Here is a 5,985-nt window from a genome sequence, read left to right on the forward strand (position 1 = left end):
GGCGGGGACGGCAGGCGGCGGGCCGGGCGCTCCCGCTCGGCGAGCCGGCGGATCGCGGCCATGGGGACGTGCAGCCAGTCCGGGCGGTGCCGGGACTCGTAGCGGGCCTCGTACACCGCCTTGTCGGTCTCGTACGCGCGCAGCAGGACGGGGTCCTCGCGCGGGTCGCGGCCGGTGGTGCGGGCGTAGCCCTCGCAGAACGCGGCCCGGCACGCGTCCGCCCAGGCGGGGGCGAAGGGCCGGTGGGAGCGGGCCGCGTAGTCGAAGGAGCGGAGCATCCCCGCGATGTCGCGCACGGCGGGTTCGGGGCGGCGGCGGTCGGCGAGCGGGCGGGCCGGCTCGCCCTCGAAGTCGATCAGGGCCCAGCTGCCGCCGGCGGTGCGCAGGGTCTGTCCGAGGTGCAGGTCGCCGTGGATGCGCTGCGCGGGTACGCCGGTGCCGCGGGAGGCGGCCAGCGCGTCGAAGGCGCCGCGCAGCCCGTCCTCGAAGGGCCGCAGGGCGGGGACCTCGCGGACGGTCGCGGCGAGCCGGGCCGTCATGCCGGCGGCGAGCCGGGCCGCCTGGGCGGGGCCGAGGGCGACGGTGGGCAGGGCCGAGGCGAGCGCGCTGTGGACCTCGGCGGTGGCCCGGCCCAGGGCGTGGGCCTCCGCGGTGAAGTCGGCGCCCGCGGCGAGCCGGCGCAGCGCGAGCTGCCAGCCGTCCTCCGAGCCCCGCAGGTACGGCTGGAGCACGCCCAGGGTCAGCGGCTCGTCGGTGCGGCGGCCGCCGGCGCCGCCGGGTGGGCCTCCGGGCAGATCGGCCTCGTACCAGGCCACCGGGGCGGGGACCCGGGTGCAGCCCGCGGAGGCGAGCGCCCTGGGCAGTTCGAGGTCGGGGTTGGTGCCGGGCCAGACCCGCCGGAACACCTTCAGGATGTGCGAATCCCCGTAGATGAGCGAGGAGTTGGTCTGCTCGCCGGACAGCGGCCGCGGGGCCGGGTCGGCGGGGATGGGGGCGTCCGGGTCCCGGTCGAAGCGCAGCGGCCCGTGGCTGCCGGGCGCGCGCAACCGTTCCAGCAGGAGCGCGGCGAGCCGCGGGTCGCCGAGCCCCTCGTACACGGCGTGGCCGGCGTACGGGCCGTGCTCGGCGCGGCCGATGAGGGCGGGGGCGAGGCCGGGCGGCAGCGGTGCGGGCCGCACGCCCAGCAGGAGCTGGTAGCAGTCCGCGGTGCCGTCGGCGCAGTCGACGCCGACGAGCAGGTGCAGCAGGCCCGGCGTGCTGCGGGGCGGCAGCAGCTCGACGGCGGAGACCAGCCGCAGCCGGGTGATCGCCCTGCCCTTGCCGGCGAACCAGCGCTGCCGGGGCAGCCAGGCGCGCAGCATGGGTTCGAGCGGCCCGAGCGGGACGGCGGCCGGGCTGCTGTGGCGGCTCCGGGCGGATGCTGCCTCCGACATGGCGTCGTCCTTTCCCCGGGCCGTCACAGAATGCGCAGAGTGTCCCGGATGGCGAGGGTTGCTGTCCGGTGGTGGGAGAGTGTCGGGCCGAGATGGTCCCTACGGGGGGCGGGCCGCCCACCCGTTCGGTTCCCGCCCCTGCGGTGCGCGCGCCGCGGCGGCGGCGCGCGCGGCTACTCGTTGCGCAGGCGGAACCAGTAGAAGCCGTGCCCGGCGAGGGTGAGGAGGTACGGCCACTCGCCGATCGGCGGGAAGCGCACGTCGCCGATGAGCTCGACCGGGACCCGCTTGTTGAACGACTGCAGGTCCAGCTCGGTGGGCTGGGCGAAGCGGGAGAAGTTGTGCACGCAGAGCACCAGGTCGTCCCCGTACTCGCGGAGGAACGCGAGGACCGCGGGGTTGGACGAGGGCAGCTCGGTGTACGAGCCGAGTCCGAAGGCGGGGTTGGCCTTGCGGATCTCGATCATCCGGCGGGTCCAGTGCAGCAGCGAGGAGGGCGAGGCCATCGCCGCCTCGACGTTGGTGACCTGGTAGCCGTGGACGGGGTCCATGATGACCGGCAGGTTCAGCCGTCCCGGGTCGCAGGAGGAGAAGCCGGCGTTGCGGTCGGGGGTCCACTGCATGGGGGTGCGGACGCCGTCGCGGTCGCCGAGCCAGATGTTGTCGCCCATGCCGATCTCGTCGCCGTAGTACAGCACCGGCGAGCCGGGCAGCGACAGCAGCAGGGCGGTGAAGAGCTCCATCTGGTTGCGGTCGTTGTCGAGGAGGGGGGCGAGGCGGCGCCGGATGCCGATGTTGGCCCGCATCCGCGGGTCCTTGGCGTACTCGGCGTACATGTAGTCGCGCTCTTCGTCCGTGACCATTTCGAGGGTGAGCTCGTCGTGGTTGCGCAGGAAGATGCCCCACTGGCAGCGCTCCGGGATCGCCGGGGTCTTGGCCAGGATCTCCGAGACGGGGTAGCGGGACTCCCTGCGCACCGCCATGAAGATGCGCGGCATCACGGGGAAGTGGAAGGCCATGTGGCATTCGTCGCCGCCGGAGGAGAAGTCGCCGAAGTAGTCGACGACGTCCTCGGGCCACTGGTTGGCCTCGGCGAGGAGCACCGTGTCCGGGTAGTGGGCGTCGATCTCCGCGCGGACCCGCTTGAGGAAGCTGTGGGTGCGGGGGAGGTTCTCGCAGTTGGTGCCCTCCTCCGCGAACAGGTAGGGCACGGCGTCGAGGCGGAAGCCGTCGATGCCGAGGTCCAGCCAGAAGCGCAGGGCGGAGATGATCTCCTCCTGGACGGCCGGGTTCTCGTAGTTGAGGTCCGGCTGGTGGGAGAAGAAGCGGTGCCAGTAGTACTGCTTGCGGACCGGGTCGTACGTCCAGTTCGAGGTCTCGGTGTCGATGAAGATGATCCGGGCGTCCTGGTACTGCTTGTCGTTGTCCGCCCACATGTAGTAGTCGCCGTAGGGCCCGTCCGGGTCCTTGCGGGACTGCTGGAACCACTCGTGCTGGTCGCTGGTGTGGTTCATGACGAAGTCGATGATCACCCGCATGCCGCGCTGGTGGGCGGCGTCCACGAACTCCACGAAGTCGGCCAGGTCGCCGAACTCGGGCAGGACGGAGGTGTAGTCGGAGACGTCGTAGCCGCCGTCGCGCAGCGGGGAGGCGAAGAAGGGCGGCAGCCACAGGCAGTCGACGCCGAGCCACTGGAGGTAGTCCAGTTTCGCGGTGAGCCCCTTCAGGTCCCCGACCCCGTCGCCGTTGCTGTCGTGGAAGGAGCGGACGAGGACCTCGTAGAAGACGGCCCGCTTGAACCAGTCGGGGTCGCGGTCCTTGGCGGGGGTGTCCTCGAACGTGTCGTGGACGGGATCGTTGATGATCATGTGGTGGGTGACCCTCCGGTGGGCGGGGACGGTCGCAGAGCGGTCAGCACGTGCGCGGGCGCGCGGCCCGGTTCCAGGCGCACGTAGTTCGCCCTGCCCCAGTGATAGGTCTCGCCGGTGAGCTCGTCGCGCACGGCGAGGGACCCGTGCCAGTCGAGGCCGAGTACCGGCATGTCCAACGAGACCGTCGCCTCCTGGGTGTGGTGCGGATCGAGGTTGACGACCACCAGTACGGAATTGGCGCCCGCGTGCTTCGAATAGGCGATCACCTGTTCGTTGTCGGTCGGATGGAAGTGGACGTCGCGCAGCTGCTGCAGCGCGGGGTTCTCCCGGCGGATCCGGTTGAGGGCGGTGATCAGGGGCGCGATGGTGCGCCCCTCGCGCTCGGCGGCCGCCCAGTCCCGCGGCCGCAGCTCGTACTTCTCCGAGTGCAGGTACTCCTCGCTGCCCTCGTGCAGCGGGGTGTTCTCGCACAGCTCGTAGCCGGCGTAGACGCCCCAGGTCGGCGAGAGCGTGGCGGCCAGCACGGCCCGCACCTCGAAGGCGGGGCGCCCGCCGTGCTGGAGGTAGGCGTGCAGGATGTCCGGGGTGTTCACGAAGAAGTTCGGGCGCAGGACGGACGCCCAGTGCGGGCCGGCCAGCTCGGTGACGTACTCGGTGAGCTCCGCCTTGGTGTTGCGCCAGGTGAAGTACGTGTACGACTGCTGGAAGCCGACGGCGGCGAGGGTGTGCACCATCGCGGGGCGGGTGAAGGCCTCCGCCAGGAAGATCACGTCCGGGTCCGTCCGGTTGATCGCGGCGATCACCTTCTGCCAGAAGACCACCGGCTTGGTGTGCGGGTTGTCCACGCGGAAGATGCGGACGCCGTGGTCCATCCAGTGCCGCAGGACGCGGACGGTCTCCTCGACGATGCCGGCCATGTCGGCGTCGAAGTGGACGGGGTAGATGTCCTGGTACTTCTTCGGCGGGTTCTCCGCGTACGCGATGGTGCCGTCGGGGCGGTGCCGGAACCACTCGGGGTGCTTCTCCACCCACGGGTGGTCGGGGGAGCACTGGAGGGCGAAGTCCAGCGCGATCTCCAGTCCGAGCTCGCCGGCCCGGGCGACGAACGCGTCGAAGTCCTCCAGGGTGCCCAGCTCGGGGTGGACCGCGTCGTGGCCGCCCTCGGGGGAGCCGATCGCCCACGGCACGCCCGGATCGTGGCGGGTGGCCGAAAGCGTGTTGTCCGGGCCCTTGCGGAAGGTGGTGCCGATGGGGTGGATCGGCGGCAGGTAGACGACGTCGAAACCCATGGCGGCGATGGCGGGCAGCCGCTCGGCGGCGGTGCGGAAGGTGCCGCTCACCGGCGCCGCTCCCGGCTCCGTGACGGCCCCCTCGGACCGCGGGAACATCTCGTACCAGGAGCCGAAGAGGGCCCGCTTGCGCTCCACGAGCAGCGGCAGGGCCTTCGCGGAGCTGACGAGCTCCCGGTAGGGGCGCCGGGCGAGCGCGGCCTGCACCAGCGGGTCGAGGGCGGCGGCGTACCGCTCGGCCACCGGCCGGTCCTCGTCGCGCATGGCGGCCGCCGCGGCGAGCACGTCGGCGCGGCCGTCGCGCTTGGTGATCCTGGCGGCGGCGCGCTCGTACAGCTCGGCGCCCTCCAGCAGGGTCAGCCCGGGGTCGATCCCCGCCGGCACCTTGATCGCGGCGGCGGACCGCCAGGTGGCCAGCGGATCGCTCCAGGCCTCGACGGTGTAGGTCCACCGCCCCTCGGTGTCGGCGGAGACCCGGGCGCCCCAGCGGTCGGTGCCGGGGGCGAGTTCGCGCATCGGCACCGGCGGGCGCAGCCGCCCGCTGGGGTCGCGGAGCACGACGTGGGCGGCGACGGCGTCGTGGCCCTCGCGGAACACGGTGGCGGACACCTCAAAGACCTCGTCCACCACCGCCTTGGCGGGTCTGGCGCCGCAGCCGACGGCAGGGCGGACGTCCAGAACGGGAATACGACCGATCATGATGGGATCACCTGGGGGCAGTTCGCAGGGCTCGGTGACAACAGGCCGATCGGGACGCCGACCGGTAGTGCACGCTCTGTTCGCTCTGTTTCTAGCCGCTCGGAAGACGGCTGCGCTGCGGGCATGGCCGCTCCTGTCCGCGTTCACTCGGGTGGCGGGGAAGGGCTGGGCGGGGGGTGCCGTGCAGGTACGCGGGGAGCCCTTCCCAGTCTCGCCGGGCCCAATCCGCACCTCAGGTCAACTACTCGTGCGTAGCGCGTAACCCCGGACCGACATGCTCCGGATCAAGGGGTGATGCTCCGTCAAGTCGTTTGGAGCCGGTGGCCGCACCCCCCGCCGCGCCCGCCACAACCGCCACTCGCGTGGTCTCGCGGACCGGGGCGAACCCTCCGAACCCGCCCATCCCGCATGGGCGTGCGACGGCCGGAAACCTCCTCGACGGCGTCGATTTTCGGCCGTTGTGGACCGGCGTCACCGGAAACGGAGGCACGGACCCCGCGCCTGCGCCCCTCGTGCGCCGCCAACTCGCCCCAGCGGCAGGGGATTTCGACGAAGGACGGGCCTGCCGCACCGGATCGGGGGGTGCCCGGGCCCGCCGCGGCCCGCCCGGACCGGCCGGGGGCCGCCGTACGCGGTCCAGGGCGCCCGAAGAGGCCTGCGGGGGCCGCGGCGGGCCCGGGCACCCCCCGATCC

At 72.7% G+C, this 5,985-nt stretch carries 3 protein-coding genes; all 3 read right to left on the bottom strand.

Annotated elements, in window-relative coordinates:
• Window positions 1-1,433 (bottom strand): maltokinase N-terminal cap-like domain-containing protein (locus tag EF903_RS27250; RefSeq protein WP_125547557.1); only part of this gene is annotated, 1,433 nt, incomplete at its 3' end.
• Between the two features lie 173 nt (window positions 1,434-1,606).
• Entirely contained in the window at window positions 1,607-3,301 is a 1,695-nt protein-coding gene (gene treS / locus EF903_RS27255) for a maltose alpha-D-glucosyltransferase (RefSeq protein WP_125547559.1), read from the bottom strand.
• Window positions 3,298-5,292, bottom strand: a complete 1,995-nt coding sequence (locus tag EF903_RS27260; protein ID WP_125547561.1) for an alpha-1,4-glucan--maltose-1-phosphate maltosyltransferase — start codon at window positions 5,290-5,292, stop codon at window positions 3,298-3,300. Before EF903_RS27260 ends, treS begins: the two co-directional genes overlap by 4 nt.
• Window positions 5,293-5,985: the final 693 nt, after the last annotated feature.

The organism is Streptomyces sp. WAC05292 (assembly GCF_003949955.1).
Lineage (GTDB): Bacteria > Actinomycetota > Actinomycetes > Streptomycetales > Streptomycetaceae > Streptomyces > Streptomyces globosus.